Genomic DNA, 16,186 nt, shown 5'->3' with positions numbered 1-16,186 from the left:
CCGGTCTTCACGGGGTAGAGGTCGTTATGTTTAAGAATGTCACCATCCGGGCGCGGCTTACGCTGGCGCTGGGACTCTTCATGGTGCTGCTGGTCGTGGGCGCTGCGGTGGGTCTCGTCTCGCTGCGACAGAGCAATGCGTCGCTGCAAGAGATCTACACGAACGACATGGCATCGGCGCGATCGCTGGCACAGACCACGATCTCGACGTTGGGCGCACGCGTGACGCTCTCGCGCATCGAGTTCATCGCCGATCCGACCGAGATCAAGTCGGCGATCGACAGCGTGCGGGCCAACCTCAAGAAGGCCGACGATTCGTGGGCAAGCTACGCCGCTCTGCCGATGAGCGACGGCGAGAAGGCACTCGCCGACGCTGTCATCGCGGCACGCGGCAAGGTCAACAACGATGGCATCCTCCCCGCGCTTAAGGCCATCGAGTCGGGCGACATTCCTGACTTCCACGCCAAGACGGTGATGGACGTGCCGCGCCTGTTCGCCGACTACACGAAGGCGATGACCGCGCTGGCCGACATGCAGGTCAAGAACGCCGAAGATCGCTATCTGGCAGCACAGGCCCGTTACACGATGGTGATGTGGATGGTCGGCATCGGTCTGGGCCTTGGCCTGATCGTCGGCATCATCACGCAGATCACGCTCACGCGCGCCATCGTCGGCCCGATCGACGACGCGATCCGTCACTTCGAGAAGATCGCCGGGGGCGACCTCACGCAACGCATCGACGTGTGGAACGAGACCGAGACGGGACGTCTGTTCAAGGGCGTGAAGCACATGCAGGACAGTCTTGTGCGCACCGTGGCGGAAGTTCGCTCGGGCACCGAGTCGATCACGTCGGCGGCACAGCAGATTGCCGCAGGCAACACCGATCTGTCGGCGCGCACCGAACAGCAGGCCGCATCGCTGGAAGAAACCGCGTCGTCGATGGAACAGCTCACGGCGACCGTGCGCCAGAACGCCGATAACGCCCGTCAGGCCAGCCAGTTGGCGGTGAACGCCTCGGAAATCGCCACGCGCGGCGGTCAGGTCTCCGGCCAGGTCGGTGAGACGATGGACGGCATTTCGACCAGCTCGAACAAGATCGTCGACATCATCAGCGTGATCGACGGCATTGCCTTCCAGACGAACATCCTCGCCCTGAACGCCGCCGTGGAAGCGGCGCGTGCAGGGGAACAAGGCCGCGGCTTTGCTGTGGTCGCAGGCGAAGTGCGCACGCTGGCGCAGCGCAGCGCGGCCGCCGCGAAGGAAATCAAGGCGCTGATCGAAGACTCGTCGCGTCGCGTGCAGGACGGCACGGCGCTCGTCGCACAGCAAGGCCACACGATGAACGAGATCGTGCAGGCGGTGAAGCGCGTGACGGACATCATGGGCGAGATCTCGGCGGCGTCGGCCGAACAGTCGAGCGGTATCGAGCAGGTCAACCGCGCGATCACGCAGATGGACGAAGTGACGCAGCAGAACGCGGCGCTGGTGGAAGAAGCGGCAGCGGCCGCCGGTTCGCTGGAAGAGCAGGCCAATCGTCTGAAGACGACGGTCTCGGTGTTCCGCGTGGACGCGAGCCAGGTCGCGACGGGCTACGCAGCCCCGGCGCTGGCGGTGCTTCCGACGGCAGCACCTGCCGCACGCCCGACTCCGGCGAAGAAGAAGGTCGCAGCCCCCGCCGCATCGGCAGCACCGGCATCGGCGGCTACACCGAAGGCGGCGCCTGCACCGGCCCCGCTTCGCAAGCCTGCACCGGCAGCGGCAGCACCGGCCGCTTCGCGCACGGGCACGGATGATGCAAACGGCGATTGGGAAACCTTCTGATCGTATGACGTAATGGTTGCCGTCGTGCCGCAATGCACGAGGCAACAAAGCAGTACCTATAGGAACGGTGCACGCACCTCGCCCGGCGACTCAGTACCGCCGGGCACCCGAGGGGCGTGTCGGCAAGTGGCAACAATCGGCAAGACAAAAGCCGTCGTGCGCGCCGCATTTCATGCGGCGCCACGGCAGGCGGGTAGTGGAGGTCACATCATGATGCAGTTGAGTCTCAAAGCAAAACTCTGGTCGGCGCTTGCGCTCATGTGGCTGGGGCTTTTGATTCTCGGTGGCTGGGCTGCCTTTCACGAGCGCAGCACGATGATGTCGGAGCGGCGCGCGGCAGTGGAAAATGTCGTCACGAGCGCCGACGGCATTCTGCGCGACTACGCGGCGCAGGCAGCGGCAGGCAAAATCACCGTCGAAGAGGCGAAACAACAGGCCATGGCGCGACTGAAAGTCATGCGCTATGGCGAAGGCGGCAGCGGCTATGTGGTGATCTTCAACACCACGCCGGTCGTCCTCATGCATCCGACACTCGCCGATCTGGTGAACAGAGACGTCTCCAACTACAAGGATACGAACGGCAAGCTGATCTTCGTCGAAATGGCCCGTGTGGCCAAGGATAAGGGCACCGGTTTCGTCGACTACTACGGTCGTATCGCGGGCAGCGACAAGCGGATGGCCAAGGTCTCGTTCGTGAAGTACTTCGCGCCCTGGGACTGGGGCCTGATGAGCGGCGTGTATGTGCAGGACGTCGACGAGGCGTTCTACGCCACGCTCATTCGCTTCGGCATTGCACTTCTGCTGATCGGCGGCATTGTGACGGCCGCGATGGTCGCGATCATCCGCAACGTGCAGCGCAGCCTCGGCGGCGAGCCGGAGTACGCGGCGGGCATCGCGCATCGCATCGCAAGCGGCGACCTGCACAGCCACGTGAACGTCGCCCCGGGCGACACGCACAGTCTGCTCTACGCCATGCAACGCATGCAGCACACGCTGGCCGAGACCATCTCGCAGATTCGTCAGGGTACCGAGTCGATCACCACGGCCGCGCATGAGATCGCGGCGGGTAACACCGATCTGTCGGCCCGTACCGAACAGCAGGCGGCGTCGCTCGAAGAAACCGCCTCGTCGATGGAGCAGCTCACGGCAACCGTGCGCCAGAACGCCGACAACGCGCGTCAGGCGAGCCAACTGGCGGTGAATGCGTCGGAAATCGCCATGCGCGGCGGCGAAGTCTCGGGGCAGGTCGGGGCGACGATGGACGGCATCTCCACCAGCTCGAACAAGATCGTCGACATCATCGCCGTGATCGACGGCATCGCTTTCCAGACGAACATCCTCGCGCTGAACGCTGCCGTGGAAGCGGCGCGTGCGGGCGAACAGGGGCGCGGTTTCGCCGTGGTCGCGGGCGAAGTGCGCACGCTGGCCCAGCGCAGTGCGGCGGCCGCGAAGGAAATCAAGGCGCTCATCGAAGACTCGTCGCGCCGCGTTCAGGACGGCACGGCGCTCGTGACGCGTCAGCGTCAGACCATGGAAGAGATCGTGCAGGCGGTCAAACGCGTGACGGACATCATGGGCGAGATCTCGGCGGCGTCTGCCGAACAGTCGAGCGGCATCGAGCAGGTCAATCGTGCGGTGACGCAGATGGATGAGGTGACGCAGCAGAACGCGGCGCTCGTGGAAGAGGCGGCGGCTGCCGCCGGCGCGATGGAGTCGCAAGCGCAGGAGCTGCGCGCGGCCGTGTCCGTCTTCCAGACGGGGGGGGCGGCAGGTGCGGGGAGCGTGCATGCGATTGGCGCGTCCCGGCGCGAGCCGGCGGCCCAGCCGTTGGCCCGTGCGGCATAAGACATAAGCACTGTCCGACGTAATTCGACGCAACCGAGACATCATGACCGATTCGCGCAACACCTCGCATCTGACGCGTCGCGGCGGCTCCGGCCCCGATGGCGACGCGGGTTCGCGCAGCGCGGATTTCGCGCGCGCCAGTGGCGCAGCCCTGTCGGGCGAGCGCGACTTTGCGTTCTCGCTGGCCGACTTCAGCCGCATTCGTAATTTGATCTACCAGCGCGCCGGGATCGCGCTGGCCGAGCACAAGCGCGAGATGGTCTACAGCCGCATCGCGCGACGTCTGCGTGCGCTGGGCATGACAAGCTTCACCGAATACCTCGACATGCTCGAAGCCGACACCGGCGACAGCGAGTGGGAGTCGTTCACCAACGCCCTGACGACGAACCTCACGTCGTTCTTCCGCGAGTCGCACCATTTCCCGCTGCTCGCCGACTTCGTGCGCAATCGCCCCAAGCCGATCTCGGTGTGGTGCTGCGCGGCGTCGACCGGCGAAGAGCCGTATTCGATTGCGATGACGCTGGTCGACACGCTCGGCTCGCGCCCCAACGCCACGGTGCTGGCGACCGACGTGGACACGCAGGTACTCGCGCGTGCTTCGGCTGCCGTCTACAACGGCGAGCAGACCGGCAAGATCTCGCAGGAGCAACTGCGCAAGCATTTCCTGCGCGGCACGGGCGCGAACTCGGGGAAGATCAAGGTGCGTCCCGAATTGCAGCAACTGGTGACGTTCGAGCCGCTCAACCTGCTCGCGCCGTCGTGGCAGATCGGCGGGCCGTTCGACGTGATCTTCTGCCGCAACGTGATGATCTATTTCGACAAGGCCACGCAGGCGCGCATTCTCGAGCGCTTCGTCCCTTTGCTCAAACCGGACGGCCTGCTGTTCGCCGGGCATTCGGAGAACTTCACCTATGTGAGCCGGGCGTTCCGTCTGCGTGGGCAGACGGTGTATGAACTGGCCGGCGCCGGAGCACGGGGAGCCTGACATGGCAGCACAGCCATTGGCCGAAGCACTCGCGACCAACCACTACTTCGACAATGCGTTCAATACGCAGGCGGTGAAGCTGCTGCCGTCGGAGTATTTCGTCACGACCGAAGACATCATGCTCGTGACGGTGCTCGGTTCGTGCGTGGCCGCCTGCGTGCGCGACAGCGTCACCGGTATCGGCGGCATGAACCACTTCATGCTGCCGGACGATGGCGAGAGCGAGCGCGATCGGCTACTCTCTGCGTCCATGCGCTACGGCGCATACGCGATGGAAATGCTCATCAACGAGCTGATCAAGCTCGGCGCACGGCGCGAGCGTCTGGAGGCGAAGGTCTTCGGCGGCGGCGCGGTGCTCGCGGGCATGACCACCCTGAATATCGGCGATCGCAACGCGAACTTCGTGTTGCGCTATCTCGAGATGGAGCAGATTCGCGTGACTGCGCAGGATCTGCTCGGACCGCATCCGCGCAAGGTGTGCTTTTTGCCGCGCACCGGGCGGGTGATGGTCAAGAAGCTGGGCGACCGGGGCGATCCGGCCATCGTCCAGCGGGAACAGGCGTACGCGCAGCGACTGCGCGCACGCGAAGTACGGGGCTCCGTAGAACTCTTTGCGCCACCGGCCAGAAATGCCAAGCCTCGGCCGGGGCCTGACAACCGAAAAATGGAGGAGGCTTGAGCGAACCAATTAAAGTCCTGTGCGTGGACGATTCCGCACTTGTGCGCAGCCTGATGACGGAGATCATCAATGCGCATCCGGACATGACCGTAGTGGCGACCGCACCCGACCCGCTCGTGGCGCGCGATCTGATCAAGCAGCACAACCCGGACGTGCTCACGCTCGACGTCGAAATGCCGCGCATGGACGGGCTGGACTTCCTTGAGAAGCTCATGCGCCTGCGTCCGATGCCCGTGCTCATGGTGTCGTCGCTGACCGAGCGTGGCTCGGAAGTCACGATGCGTGCGCTCGAACTCGGTGCGGTCGATTTCGTGACGAAGCCGCGTCTGGGTATTCGTGACGGCATGCTCGAATACGGCGAGATGATCGCCGACAAGATTCGTGCTGCCGCCCGCGCTCGTGTGCGCAGTGCCCCGCCCAAGAGCGCGGCCCCGGTCGCGGTGGAAGCCGCGCCGATGCTACGCAACCCGCTCGTATCGACGGAAAAGCTGATTATCATCGGCGCGTCGACGGGCGGCACCGAAGCGATTCGCGAAGTGCTCGTGCCAATGCCGCCCGACGCTCCGGCGATTCTCATCACGCAGCACATGCCGGCGGGCTTCACCAAGTCGTTTGCGCAACGCCTGAACGGGCTGTGCCGCATTACGGTGAAGGAAGCCGAGCACGGCGAGCGTGTGTTGCCGGGCCATGCCTACATTGCACCGGGCGGCGACACCCACCTGCAACTCTCGCGCAGCGGCGCAAACTACGTGGCAGTGCTCGATCCGGCGCCGCCGGTGAATCGACATCGTCCGTCGGTCGATGTATTGTTTCGCTCCGCGGCCGTGCATGCCGGACGTAACGCCATCGGCGTGATTCTCACGGGCATGGGCCGCGACGGTGCGGCCGGTCTGGTCGAGATGCGCCGTGCCGGTGCGCACACGTTCGCGCAGGACGAAGCGAGCTGCATCGTGTTCGGCATGCCGCGCGAAGCCATTGCCATGGGCGGCGCGGAGGAAGTGGTGCCGCTGCACGAGATGGCCCGAAAAGTGCTTCATCAGGTCGCGAAATTCGGCGAACGCACGCAACGGGTATAGTTCGGCTTTTGGCGTTGTTTTTGGCTTGTTTTCGCCGTATGGTCCGCAACGATTTGCGTTCACACTCAGGGCACTGAGTGATGGCGGAACTTGCCCCTGAATATTGTCGGCCCCCCAAAGGGGGACCGACAGAATTGGAGTGATGATGGTAGACAAGAACATGAAATTCCTGGTCGTCGACGATTTTCCGACGATGCGCCGCATTGTGCGAAACCTGCTCAAGGAGCTGGGTTTCTCCAATGTCGACGAAGCGGAAGACGGTGTGGCGGCGCTGGCCAAGCTGCGCGGCGGTAGCTTCGAATTCGTGGTGTCCGACTGGAACATGCCGAACATGGACGGCCTGACGATGCTCCAGACGATCCGTGCCGACCCGAACCTGGCCAAGCTGCCGGTGCTGATGGTCACGGCCGAAGCCAAGAAGGAAAACATCATCGCCGCCGCCCAGGCCGGTGCGAGCGGGTATGTGGTCAAGCCGTTCACGGCCGCGACCCTCGATGAGAAGCTGGGCAAGATCTTCGAAAAAATGGAAAAAACGGGGGCCTGAACGTGACCCACGAGTCGAGCACTGAATGGCCGGGTGAGCCGGGCGGCGCTTACGTGACCGGCGAGGCAGATCCGGCCGAGCGCATGCTGATGCGCATCGGGCAATTGACGCGCATGCTGCGCGACAATCTGCGCGAACTCGGTCTGGACAAGCAGCTGGAGCAGGCGGCCGAGGCGATTCCCGACGCCCGCGACCGGCTGAACTACGTCGCGACCATGACGGAACAGGCGGCCGTGCGGGCGCTGACGGCCATCGAACTGGCCAGGCCCATTCAGGACCGTCTCGAAGCGGACGCCAATGCGCTCGACGCGCGCTGGGCCAAGTGGTTCGACCAGCCGCTGGAACTCGACGACGCGCGTCAACTCGTCACCGAGACCCGCACCTACCTGCGTCGCGTGCCGGACGACACCCGCGCGACCAACAACCATCTGATGGAAATCATGATGGCGCAGGACTTCCAGGATCTGACCGGGCAGGTCATCAAGAAGATCATGGAAGTGGTGCAGGAGATCGAGAGCCATCTGCTCCAGACGCTGCTCGATAACATGCCGCCCGAGAAGCGCAAGGAAGCCGAAGACTCGTTGCTCAACGGGCCGCAGATCAAGAAGGAAGGTCGCACCGACATCGTGGCCGATCAGGGACAGGTCGACGACCTGCTCGCCAGCCTCGGTTTCTGACCCCGCCGCCAGCCGCGCCCCGGCTGGCGGAATCGCGCTTGCGCGAAATACCGCCCAATCCCGCCTCTATTCCCCCCTTTGTGACTTGACGGTTACGGCCATAATCGGTCGCGATAGGGTGGGTTCGTCCGCCCGCTGTGGATAGGGCATGGCTGAGGAAAGCGATCTCGAAAAGTCGGAATCACCCACTCCCCGGCGTCTGGAGAAGGCGCGCGAGGAAGGGCAGGTCGCGCGTTCGCGCGAGCTTTCGACGTTCGCCCTGCTGGCCGCCGGTGTCGCTGGAATGTGGATGACGGCCGACCGTATCTCGCAGGGCTTCGCCCAGTTGATGCGCCACGGCATGCAGTTCGAGCCGGGCACGGCGATGGACACGCGCCGCATGCTCTCGTACGCAGCGCACTCGGGCGCGGACGCTCTCATGGTCATCGCGCCGCTCTTCGTCGCCCTCGTGATCGCGGCCATCGTCGCACCGATGGCGCTGGGCGGCTGGCTGTTCACCACCAAATCGCTCGCTCCCAACTTCGGCCGCCTGAACCCGCTCAAGGGGCTGGGCCGCATGTTCTCGACGCAGGGGCTGGTCGAGCTGGTCAAGGCCGTGGCCAAGACCGTGCTCGTGGGCGGCGTGGCGTACTGGGCCATCGCCCGCGACAAAGACGCCGTGATGGGCCTGATGACGCAGTCGCCGCGTGTGGCGCTGCCGTACGTGGGCGAGATGATCGTGGTGTGCTGCGCGTTTATCGTGGCGTCGCTGCTGCTGGTGGCGGCCATCGATATCCCGTTCCAGCTGTGGCAGCACTACAAGAAGCTGCGCATGACCAAAGAGGAAGTGCGTCAGGAAAACAAGGAAACCGAGGGCGATCCGCACGTCAAGGCGCAGATCCGTCAGTTGCAGCGTCAGGCCGCGCGCCGCCGGATGATGCAGGACGTGCCCAAGGCCGACGTGATCGTGACGAACCCGACGCACTTTGCCGTCGCCCTCGAATATAAGGACAACATGCGCGCGCCGCGTGTGCTCGCCAAGGGCACCGATCTGGTTGCGCAGCGTATCCGTGAGATGGGGGCAGAGCACCGCATCCCGATCCTCGAAGCCCCGCCGTTGGCCCGTGCGCTGCATCGTCACGTGGAAATCGGTCACGAAATCCCGGCCACGCTGTACACGGCCGTGGCCGAAGTGCTGGCGTGGGTCTTCCAGCTTCGCCGCTGGCGTGCCGAGGGGGGCATCGAGCCGCTGACCCCGTCGGATCTGCCGGTGCCGACCGAGCTCGACGCGCCCCGGCGCCTCGGGTCGAAACGAGTGTAACGAATGAACCTCAACCCTCGCGCGAACCAGCTATTGCGTGCGTCGCAACTGCTCCTCGGCGGCAACTTGAAGTCGCTCGCCGCGCCGGTGCTGATCATCATGATTCTGGGCATGATGATCCTCCCGCTGCCGCCGTTCATCCTGGATCTGTTGTTCACGTTCAACATCGCCCTCGCGGTGATGGTGCTGCTGGTGTCCATGTACACGCAAAAGCCGCTCGACTTCGCGGCATTCCCGAGCGTGTTGCTGTTCTCCACGCTGCTGCGTCTGTCGCTGAACGTGGCGTCCACGCGCGTGGTGCTGCTCGAAGGCCACACCGGCCCGGACGCTGCCGGTAAGGTGATCGAAGCGTTCGGCCACTTCCTGGTGGGCGGCAACTACGCCGTCGGTATCGTGGTGTTCATCATCCTCGTGGTCATCAACTTCATGGTGATCACGAAGGGCGCGGGGCGTATCGCCGAAGTGGGTGCGCGTTTTACCCTCGACGCCATGCCTGGCAAGCAGATGGCCATCGACGCCGACCTGAACGCCGGTCTGATCGGGGAAGAGGAAGCACGCAGCCGCCGTAAGGTGATTGCGCAGGAAGCCGATTTTTACGGCTCGATGGACGGTGCGTCCAAGTTCGTGCGCGGCGACGCGGTCGCCGGTCTGTTGATCATGCTGATCAACATCATCGGCGGGCTGATCGTCGGCGTGGTTCAGCACAATCTGGATCTCGCGACCGCCGCCAAGAACTACACGCTGCTGACCATCGGTGACGGTCTCGTCGCGCAGATCCCGGCGCTGGTGATCTCGACGGCCGCCGGTGTGGTGGTGTCGCGTGTGGCGACCGACGAAGACGTCGGACAACAGGTCGTCTCGCAGCTTTTCAACAATCCGCAGGTACTGGGCATCACGGCCGCGATTCTGGGCTTGATGGGCCTGATCCCGGGCATGCCGCACTTTGCCTTCCTGCTGCTCGCGCTGGGTCTGGGCGCGCTGGCCCGCTGGCAATTCCGCAAGGCCGCCGCCGCCAAGGTGCAGGCGACGCGTCCGACGCCGGTCGCGGCGACCGCCGCCCCCGAAGTGGCCGAAGCGTCATGGGACGACGTGGCGCTGGTCGACCCGCTGGGGCTGGAAGTCGGCTATCGCCTGATCCCCCTCGTCGACCGCAATCAGGATGGCGAACTGCTCAAGCGTATCAAAGGCATTCGGAAGAAGTTCGCGCAGGAGATCGGTTTCCTGGCACCCGTGGTGCACATCCGCGACAATCTGGAGCTGCGCCCGAACCAGTACCGCATCACGCTCAAGGGCGTGATCATCGGCGAAGGCGAGGCGTACCCGGGCCAACTGCTGGCCATCGACCCGGGGCAGGTCAGTGCGCCGCTGCAAGGCACGCCGACGCGCGATCCTGCCTTCGGTCTGCCCGCGACGTGGATCGACGTCGGCCAGCGCGATCAGGCGCAGGCGTACGGCTACACCGTGGTCGATGCCGGTACGGTCGTGGCGACCCACCTGAATCACCTGATCAACGCGCACGCTCACGAATTGCTGGGACGTCAGGAAGTGCAGCAGCTCATCGAGCGTATCGGCAAGGACGCGCCGAAGCTGATCGAAGACCTGGTGCCGAAGACCATCGCGCTCACCACGTTGCAGAAGGTGCTGCAGAACCTGCTCGAGGAGCAGGTGCCGATTCGCGACATGCGTACCATCATCGATACCATCGCCGAGCATGGCGCACGCGTGCAGGATCCGTACGATCTCACGGCGCTGGTGCGACTGTCGCTGGGCCGCGCGATCACGCAGAGCGTGTTCCCGGGCAGTGGCGATCTGGAAGTGGTGGGGCTCGACGCCAATCTCGAACGAATTCTCACGCAGGCGTTGTCGGCCGGCGGTGGCACCGGTCTGGAGCCGGGCCTCGCCGATACGCTGTTGCGTGAAACCCAGGCAGCCGTGACGCGTCAGGAGCGTCAGGGTCTGCCGTCGGTATTGCTGGTTCAACATCCGCTGCGTTCGCTGCTCTCGCGCTTCCTGCGCCGCAGCCTGCCGCAGCTCAAGGTTTTGTCGTATGCGGAAGTGCCAGACACCCGTAACGTGAAAATGACGGCACTCATCGGAGGTCAAGCGTGAAGATTCGGAAATTCTTTGCGGGCACGTGCCGCGACGCACTGCGCCAGATTCGCGAGGAAATCGGACCCGACGCGGTCGTATTGTCCAATCGCTCGGTCGCCAACGGCGTCGAGATCGTGGCGTTGGCGGAAGAGGATCTGGACGCGCTCGCCGGTGGCGACATGCCGACGCATCGTCCGCGTCTCCGTCCTGCCGCACCGGCCCCGGCGCCCGTGGCGAGTTCTGCCGCAGCCGCGAACGACATCGCCGCGACCAGCGCCTTCGCGCAGTCGATGATGGGCGAGTTGCAAAGCATGCGCGGGTTGCTCGAAGAGCAGGTCGCAGGTCTTGTGTGGAACGACAAACAGCGTCGTTCGCCGGCACAGGGCGAGATTCTGCGCACGTTGCTCGCAGCGGGCTTCTCGGCGCAGCTCGGGCGGGCGTTGCTGGAGCATCTGCCGGAAGGAAGCGACCGCGAGAACGGTCTGGACTGGGTGAAGAATGCGCTCAAGCGCAATCTGCCCATCATGCCGAACGAAGACGAATTGATGGACCGCGGCGGCGTGTATGCGCTCATGGGGCCGACCGGCGTAGGCAAGACCACGACCACGGCAAAGCTCGCGGCGCGTTGCGTGATGCGTCACGGCGCGGAGAAGCTCGCGCTGCTCACGACCGACAGCTATCGTATCGGCGGTCATGAGCAGTTGCGCATCTACGGCAAGATTCTTGGCGTGACGGTGCATGCGGTGAAGGACGCGACGGATCTGCGTCTGGCGCTGACCGAACTGCGCAACAAACACATGGTGCTGATCGACACGGTCGGTATGAGCCAGCGCGACCGCACGGTGCCGGAGCAGGTGGCGATGCTGTGCGGGGCAGAGACGCCAGTGCAGCGTCTGCTGTTGCTCAACGCCACGAGCCACGGCGACACGCTCAATGAAGTAGTGCACGCGTATCGCAGCGCGAGCGCCGAGGGTGGTGGCGATCTGGCCGGGTGTATTCTGACGAAACTCGACGAGACGACCAACCTGGGTTCGGTGCTCGACACGGTGATTCGTCACCGTCTGCCGGTGCATTACGTCTCGACGGGGCAGCGCGTACCGGAGAATCTGCACGTGGCGGACCGGCAGTTCCTGATCGACACGGCGTTGTCTGCGCCGGTGACGGGTTCGCCGTTCGTGCCGTCCGAGGAAGATTTGCCGGCAGTGGTGCGCGGGGTCGATCCCAACTACAGCGGGCTGTTCGCGCCCGCACAACCTTCAGGCGAGGCCTGCTTTGGTTAAACTCGTACTCGATCAAGCTGAGGGGCTGCGCCGACTGGTGGCGCGCCATACCACGCGCATCGTCGCGGTGGTAGGAAGTGCGCCTGAAGCCGGTCAGACGAGTGTTGCGTTGAATCTGGCCAGCGCGCTGGCTCATCACGGTCAGGATGTCGTGCTGGCCGACGAGAGCGGCCATGCAGCGCCGGCACTCGGTCTGCCGTTGCGTGGCGACATCCACGATGTGCTGGCGGGACGCATTTCGCCCGACGCAGTGCGTGTGCAGACGCGCGACAACGTGGTGCTGGTGCCGGTGGCGCACCGTCATCCCGAGCGCATCGATCCGCAGCGTGCGCTGCCGGTGTTGACCGTTGGCGAGCCGGACGTCGTGATCGTCGACTGCACGCACGCCGGTGGCGTGCTGAGTCCGTTGGCGGCGCATGCGCATGACGTGCTGGTGGTGCTCGGGTGTGAACCGGCGTCGATTACGGGCGCGTACTCATGGATCAAACAGGCGCATTACGAATATGCGCTGGCGCAGTTCCGGGTGTTGGTGAACCGGGCGGAGGATATGGAGGCACGCGTCGTGTGCCGCAATCTGGCCACGACAGCGAGTCGTTATCTGGCGGTGTCGCTGGAGTTGGCCGGGCATGTGCCGTCGGACCGTCAGGTCGTGCGAGCGCGGCATCTGACGCGCACCGTGGTCGATGCGTTTCCGATGGCGCCGGCGGCGGTGGCTTACCGCCAGTTGGCGGCGCAGGTGATGCATTGGCCGTTGGCCATTCGGGACACGGAACCGGCGGCGTTGGGTGCCGGGATCGGTCAGGTGGGCGATTGCGGCGGCGATCGCGGTGCCGAGATGACGCTTGGCGTGGGCGCGGTGAGCGCGCACACGGCCTGAGCGTCACGGCACGCGTCGAGAGGAAGCGGAGGGAAACATGTATACCGCGCGCGGGAAGGTCGACACGAACGACACGCTGACCCAATACGCGCCGTTGGTGCGCCGCCTGGCGCTGCAATTGATGGCGAAGCTGCCGGCGAGCGTGGAATTGGAAGATCTGATTCAGGCTGGCATGCTGGGGCTGCTCGATGCGGCGAACCGGTATCAGGAGACGCAGGGCGCGCAGTTCGAAACGTATGCAAGCCAGCGCATTCGCGGGGCGATGCTCGACGAGTTGCGCGAACTGGACTGGGCATCGCGCGGCATTCGCAAGACGGCGCGCGAGATCGAGAAAGCGGTGCAGCGACTGGAGCAGCGGCTGGGACGGGGTCCGTCCGAGAGCGAGATTGCGGGCGAGATGTCGATCGGGCTGACCGAGTATCAGCAGATGCTGCAGGATGTGCACGGCTGCCAGCTGATCTATTACGAAGATTTCGAATCGGCGGACGAAGAGCCGTTCATCGACCGCATTTGCGCGGACCCGGGTGCAGATCCGCTGACGATGCTGCTCGACGAAGGTTTGCGCGGCGGCGTGGTGGACGCCATCGATCGTCTGCCCGAGCGCGAGAAGTTGCTGATGAGCCTGTATTACGAGCAGGGTCTGAACCTGCGCGAAATCGGCGCAGTGCTCGAAGTCAGCGAGTCCCGCGTGTGCCAGTTGCACAGTCAGGCGATCTCGCGCTTGCGCGCGACGTTGCGTGAGAAGGCTTGGACTTCGGCGAATTAGGCTATCGATAGATCCGCTTAGGAAAACTGTCTCAACAAAAACCCCGGTGGCGCACAAGCGGCCGGGGTTTTTTGTTGCCTGCAGTTCGACGCAATTACGCACGCGGCCAGTAAAGTTCAACGGAAAATTCCCAAGCTCGCTCCGACCATAGCCGCGTTATTCTGCCGCTAACGGCATGTGTTCAAGAGCTTCGGATTCTGAAACCCCTGTATGGAATCAGGCGCTATTAGATTCATTTGGTGGTGACGCGCGAGCTTCATTCGAACCCGGGCAGACAATGCCGGATCGCTATCGAAATCAGGCGGATAGGGAAACTGCGTGCTCGTATCACTGGAACGGCAATGTCCACACATATCATTACTTCAAGGACGCCAGATAAACGTGACCCCATGCGACGTACGATAGACACCGGGGCGGCGATTCTCACCTGATGTCTAAGAGCGGACATGATAAATGGCGTCTGATGGTCGGTGTGGCGACGTCTGCCGCATTGCATATCGCACTTCTTCTCTGGTTCTTATCCTGGGGAGGTACCTCAGCGAAGCGGGTGCCGCCCCAGGCTCTCATCGTCACCTTCGTCGAACTGCCTCATTTTTCGATTGAACCTGCAACTAAACCGTCGCAATCACTGGAACCGTCGCACCGTGCGAGGAGGAACTCAGCCAATGCTCTCTCGAAGGCACCGGCGGCGGTTAGGCGTCCGCGAACAAATCCTTCAGCGATTGAGCGGACAGTTGTGACGGAGCGAGAGGAAACGTCGTTAAGCGATTGGCGGCAGTCAGTCCAAAGCGCTGTCCGCTCGCAGCAGAATCAAAATGAAGTGGATGCGGCAAAACGTGCCGTGAGAGATCAATCGAGCGTCGCTGACGAAAGAGTGATGGGCAAGAGTCACGCAATCACAGATCCCGTCGCTCAGGCTTTTGAATCGGCGCTCGGGAAAGGCTGGGAGTCGGGGACTGTCTCTAGTGAGATTCGGCCAGATGGATCAAGAGTTGAGAGAATCCGTTCATCTCATGGGACCTATTGCGTTCGCATACCCAACCAAGCTGCCGGTATCGATCCATTTGTGAAACAAGAACGCCCGCTTATTGCGGTGAAATGCTGAACAACTTCGCCCCAGTCTCAGGCACACCGAAATGATGGATTGCTGCTATAGATACCAGTATCAAGTTAAGTACTCGGCAGAAGATGGCGAGTACGTCGGACTTTGCGTCGAGTTTCAGTCGATGTCGTGGCTCGACGTGACGTCCGAACGCGCGTTCGAGAGAATCCAAGCGGTTGTACGAAATGTCGTTTCAGACATGCAGGCTAACGGCGAAGCCGTGCCTGAGCCGGAACTACCGGTGGCCTGAGGTGTTAAGCCGTAACACTCCCCCCGCTTGAGCGCGGGGTGGTGCGGCCGTCGGGGCCGTAGAGGGGGGTGTTGTTGCCCGGGCCGTAGAGGACGGTCAGGGCTTGTTGGGTGTACGTCAGGCGGGTGTTGATGAGCAGGCCGTTCGTGTCGTTCGCGCGCTTCGCTTCGGCGGCGGTGGCGAGCAGGGCCTTCCACGCAGCGTCGACCTTGGGATCGGCGGCAGCCGCTGCCGTCGCACCTGCTTCGTCAGGCGAGTAGCCCAACGCTTTCAACTGCGCATCGCGCTCACGACCGAGAGCGGTCAGCTCCGCTACAGCGCGCGTCTTGCGTTCTGTCAGATCCGGCAACGCGTCGAGCGTGCCGTTGACCAATGCCTGCTGTTCTTCCCCAAGCAATGTCGAAAACGTGCCGATCGCGGCAGTCTCAGCAGTCAGGGCGTTCAGCAGGGCATCGTTGGTCATGACTTCGATTGCGCAGAGAGCAAATCGCGTGCGGTCGAGATCAGACCGTCCGCAATCTTGGAGGTATCAATAGCCAGCTGGCCGTTAGCGATCGCCGTCTTGATCGCCGCAACCTTCGCAACGTCGATGTCGGCCGTGCCGGTCGCTGCCAGTGCTTCCTGCAAGGCACGCATCTCCGACGACAAGGCGCTCGTGCTCACGTTGGCACCGCCAGCGCTCGCAGCAGGGGCCGCAGCAGCGTCGGTGTTCACAGCACCGGAAGTCGTACGATCTGCCGTTGCCTTGCTGCCGCCAACCTCGTTCAACGACGTGGCGGGTAGTTGGATTTTCATGTGCTTTCCCCAGAAACCTGCCTGTGTAACGGCATTATCCGCCATAACTTTAGGCAAGTAACATCCTGTTACCAGTTCAAGTGCCCGGGTGATTTCAGC

The 16,186-nt window shown here is 63.6% G+C and carries 14 protein-coding genes and 1 pseudogene; 13 read left to right on the top strand and 2 right to left on the bottom strand.

The genetic code is table 11. The features are described 5' to 3' along the window. The first annotated feature begins 26 nt into the window (after nucleotides 1-26). The 13 genes and pseudogenes from PAN31117_RS10945 (at nucleotide 27) to dynB (ending at nucleotide 14,319) form a co-directional block, all read left to right on the top strand. Complete coding sequence (locus PAN31117_RS10945) at nucleotides 27-1,820, top strand: methyl-accepting chemotaxis protein (RefSeq protein ID WP_150738204.1); 1,794 nt, start codon at nucleotides 27-29, stop codon at nucleotides 1,818-1,820. A gap of 210 nt (nucleotides 1,821-2,030) precedes the next feature. Then, nucleotides 2,031-3,665 (top strand): methyl-accepting chemotaxis protein, encoded by a 1,635-nt coding sequence (locus PAN31117_RS10940; protein ID WP_150738203.1) that lies wholly within the window; start codon nucleotides 2,031-2,033, stop codon nucleotides 3,663-3,665. A gap of 43 nt (nucleotides 3,666-3,708) precedes the next feature. Then, the gene (locus PAN31117_RS10935) at nucleotides 3,709-4,650 is read left to right on the top strand and encodes a CheR family methyltransferase (RefSeq protein ID WP_150663682.1); all 942 of its coding nucleotides are present in this window, start codon (nucleotides 3,709-3,711) and stop codon (nucleotides 4,648-4,650) included. A 1-nt stretch (nucleotide 4,651) separates the two neighbouring features. After that, nucleotides 4,652-5,329 (top strand): chemoreceptor glutamine deamidase CheD, encoded by a 678-nt coding sequence (gene cheD, locus PAN31117_RS10930; protein ID WP_046290196.1) that lies wholly within the window; start codon nucleotides 4,652-4,654, stop codon nucleotides 5,327-5,329. Next, entirely contained in the window at nucleotides 5,326-6,405 is a 1,080-nt protein-coding gene (locus tag PAN31117_RS10925) for a protein-glutamate methylesterase/protein-glutamine glutaminase (RefSeq protein WP_150578070.1), read from the top strand. Before cheD ends, PAN31117_RS10925 begins: the two co-directional genes overlap by 4 nt. A 145-nt stretch (nucleotides 6,406-6,550) precedes the next feature. Continuing rightward, nucleotides 6,551-6,949 carry a chemotaxis response regulator CheY gene (cheY, locus tag PAN31117_RS10920; protein ID WP_039401766.1) on the top strand — a complete coding sequence of 133 codons (399 nt, stop codon included), beginning with the start codon at nucleotides 6,551-6,553 and terminating at the stop codon, nucleotides 6,947-6,949. Between the two features lie 53 nt (nucleotides 6,950-7,002). Beyond that, nucleotides 7,003-7,626 (top strand): protein phosphatase CheZ, encoded by a 624-nt coding sequence (cheZ, locus tag PAN31117_RS10915; protein WP_281349166.1) that lies wholly within the window; start codon nucleotides 7,003-7,005, stop codon nucleotides 7,624-7,626. 148 nt (nucleotides 7,627-7,774) lie between these two features. Beyond that, nucleotides 7,775-8,926: a flagellar biosynthesis protein FlhB gene (flhB, locus tag PAN31117_RS10910; RefSeq protein WP_150738201.1), complete on the top strand. Its 1,152-nt coding sequence runs from the start codon at nucleotides 7,775-7,777 to the stop codon at nucleotides 8,924-8,926. Between the two features lie 3 nt (nucleotides 8,927-8,929). Then, on the top strand, nucleotides 8,930-11,035 hold the full coding sequence (gene flhA, locus PAN31117_RS10905; protein WP_150738200.1) for a flagellar biosynthesis protein FlhA: 2,106 nt from the start codon (nucleotides 8,930-8,932) through the stop codon (nucleotides 11,033-11,035). Nucleotides 11,036-11,055: 20 nt separating this feature from the next. Then, a pseudogene (flhF, locus tag PAN31117_RS10900) lies at nucleotides 11,056-12,297 on the top strand (flagellar biosynthesis GTPase FlhF); the annotation flags it as partial. Further along, the gene (locus PAN31117_RS10895) at nucleotides 12,290-13,174 is read left to right on the top strand and encodes a MinD/ParA family ATP-binding protein (protein ID WP_150738198.1); all 885 of its coding nucleotides are present in this window, start codon (nucleotides 12,290-12,292) and stop codon (nucleotides 13,172-13,174) included. The pseudogene flhF and the gene PAN31117_RS10895, both read left to right, overlap by 8 nt. A 37-nt stretch (nucleotides 13,175-13,211) precedes the next feature. Beyond that, on the top strand, nucleotides 13,212-13,940 hold the full coding sequence (locus PAN31117_RS10890; RefSeq protein WP_150663677.1) for an RNA polymerase sigma factor FliA: 729 nt from the start codon (nucleotides 13,212-13,214) through the stop codon (nucleotides 13,938-13,940). A gap of 175 nt (nucleotides 13,941-14,115) precedes the next feature. After that, nucleotides 14,116-14,319: a dynobactin A family peptide antibiotic gene (gene dynB, locus PAN31117_RS27805; protein ID WP_370855746.1), complete on the top strand. Its 204-nt coding sequence runs from the start codon at nucleotides 14,116-14,118 to the stop codon at nucleotides 14,317-14,319. A 977-nt stretch (nucleotides 14,320-15,296) separates the two neighbouring features. Here dynB and PAN31117_RS10880 read toward each other — a convergent pair. Together PAN31117_RS10880 and flgM are read right to left on the bottom strand one after the other, a co-directional pair. After that, complete coding sequence (locus tag PAN31117_RS10880; protein WP_150738196.1) at nucleotides 15,297-15,755, bottom strand: flagella synthesis protein FlgN; 459 nt, start codon at nucleotides 15,753-15,755, stop codon at nucleotides 15,297-15,299. Beyond that, entirely contained in the window at nucleotides 15,752-16,087 is a 336-nt protein-coding gene (gene flgM / locus PAN31117_RS10875; protein WP_150738195.1) for a flagellar biosynthesis anti-sigma factor FlgM, read from the bottom strand. Before flgM ends, PAN31117_RS10880 begins: the two co-directional genes overlap by 4 nt. Nucleotides 16,088-16,186 lie beyond the last annotated feature (99 nt).

The sequence above is a fragment of the Pandoraea anapnoica genome (genome assembly GCF_902459765.1).
Classification (GTDB): domain Bacteria; phylum Pseudomonadota; class Gammaproteobacteria; order Burkholderiales; family Burkholderiaceae; genus Pandoraea; species Pandoraea anapnoica.
The sequence above is the reverse complement of the archived record's forward strand: the minus strand, read 5'-3'. Positions and strand labels throughout refer to the sequence as shown.